Here is a 606-nt window from a genome sequence, read left to right on the forward strand (position 1 = left end):
GTTATGCGCCAAAGCGTACAGGATTTACATCCATACTCTTATGAAGGATTCTTATGATCAGAATTTCCTGACTGCCCGTTTGTTTGTAGAAAATAACATGGCTACCTTGAGGAAACTTTCTGTATCCAGCTCTTATTTCATCCCAGCTTTTACCAATATCAGGATTTTCAGACAACATCCAAAATGAATCGTCGAATTGTTTAAGATATACATTACGCTGTTCTCGGCCCCATTTCCGTTGCGTAAACAATGCAATATCTTTTAGATCTGATTTTGCTATTACGGTTAACTTAAATGGTTTCACTCTTTTAATTCACCGTCTAGTTCTGATATCAGATGCTCAAGGTCGTATTCAGCTTCGCCGCTTTCTTCACCTGCTACAAGTAATTGACGCAGAGTGTTTAATTTGGTTTCCTGTGTTTCTAGCAAGCGAAGAGCTGAACGAATCACCTCACTTGCTGAACCATACCGACCAGTTTGAATTTGGCTAGCAATAAAGCCATCAAAATGGTCTCCAAGGGTAATGCTGGTGTTTTTAGCCATCTGGTTTCTCCAAGTACCAATATATACCTAATTATGGTACACGTGCATTGTAAGTCAATAGCG

2 protein-coding genes are annotated in these 606 nt (G+C 39.4%); both read right to left on the reverse strand.

Features of this window, described 5'->3' with window-relative positions; translation table 11 throughout:
- Position 1 precedes the first annotated feature (1 nt).
- Positions 2–304, reverse strand: coding sequence for a type II toxin-antitoxin system RelE/ParE family toxin (locus GVO63_RS19295; protein WP_159582062.1), 303 nt, complete (start codon positions 302–304; stop codon positions 2–4).
- Entirely contained in the window at positions 301–543 is a 243-nt protein-coding gene (locus GVO63_RS19300) for a type II toxin-antitoxin system ParD family antitoxin (protein ID WP_014978218.1), read from the reverse strand. The genes GVO63_RS19295 and GVO63_RS19300 overlap by 4 nt, the downstream gene beginning before the upstream one ends.
- Positions 544–606 lie beyond the last annotated feature (63 nt).

Origin of the sequence: Alteromonas sp. KUL106 (genome assembly GCF_009811415.1) — a bacterium.
GTDB lineage: Bacteria > Pseudomonadota > Gammaproteobacteria > Enterobacterales > Alteromonadaceae > Alteromonas.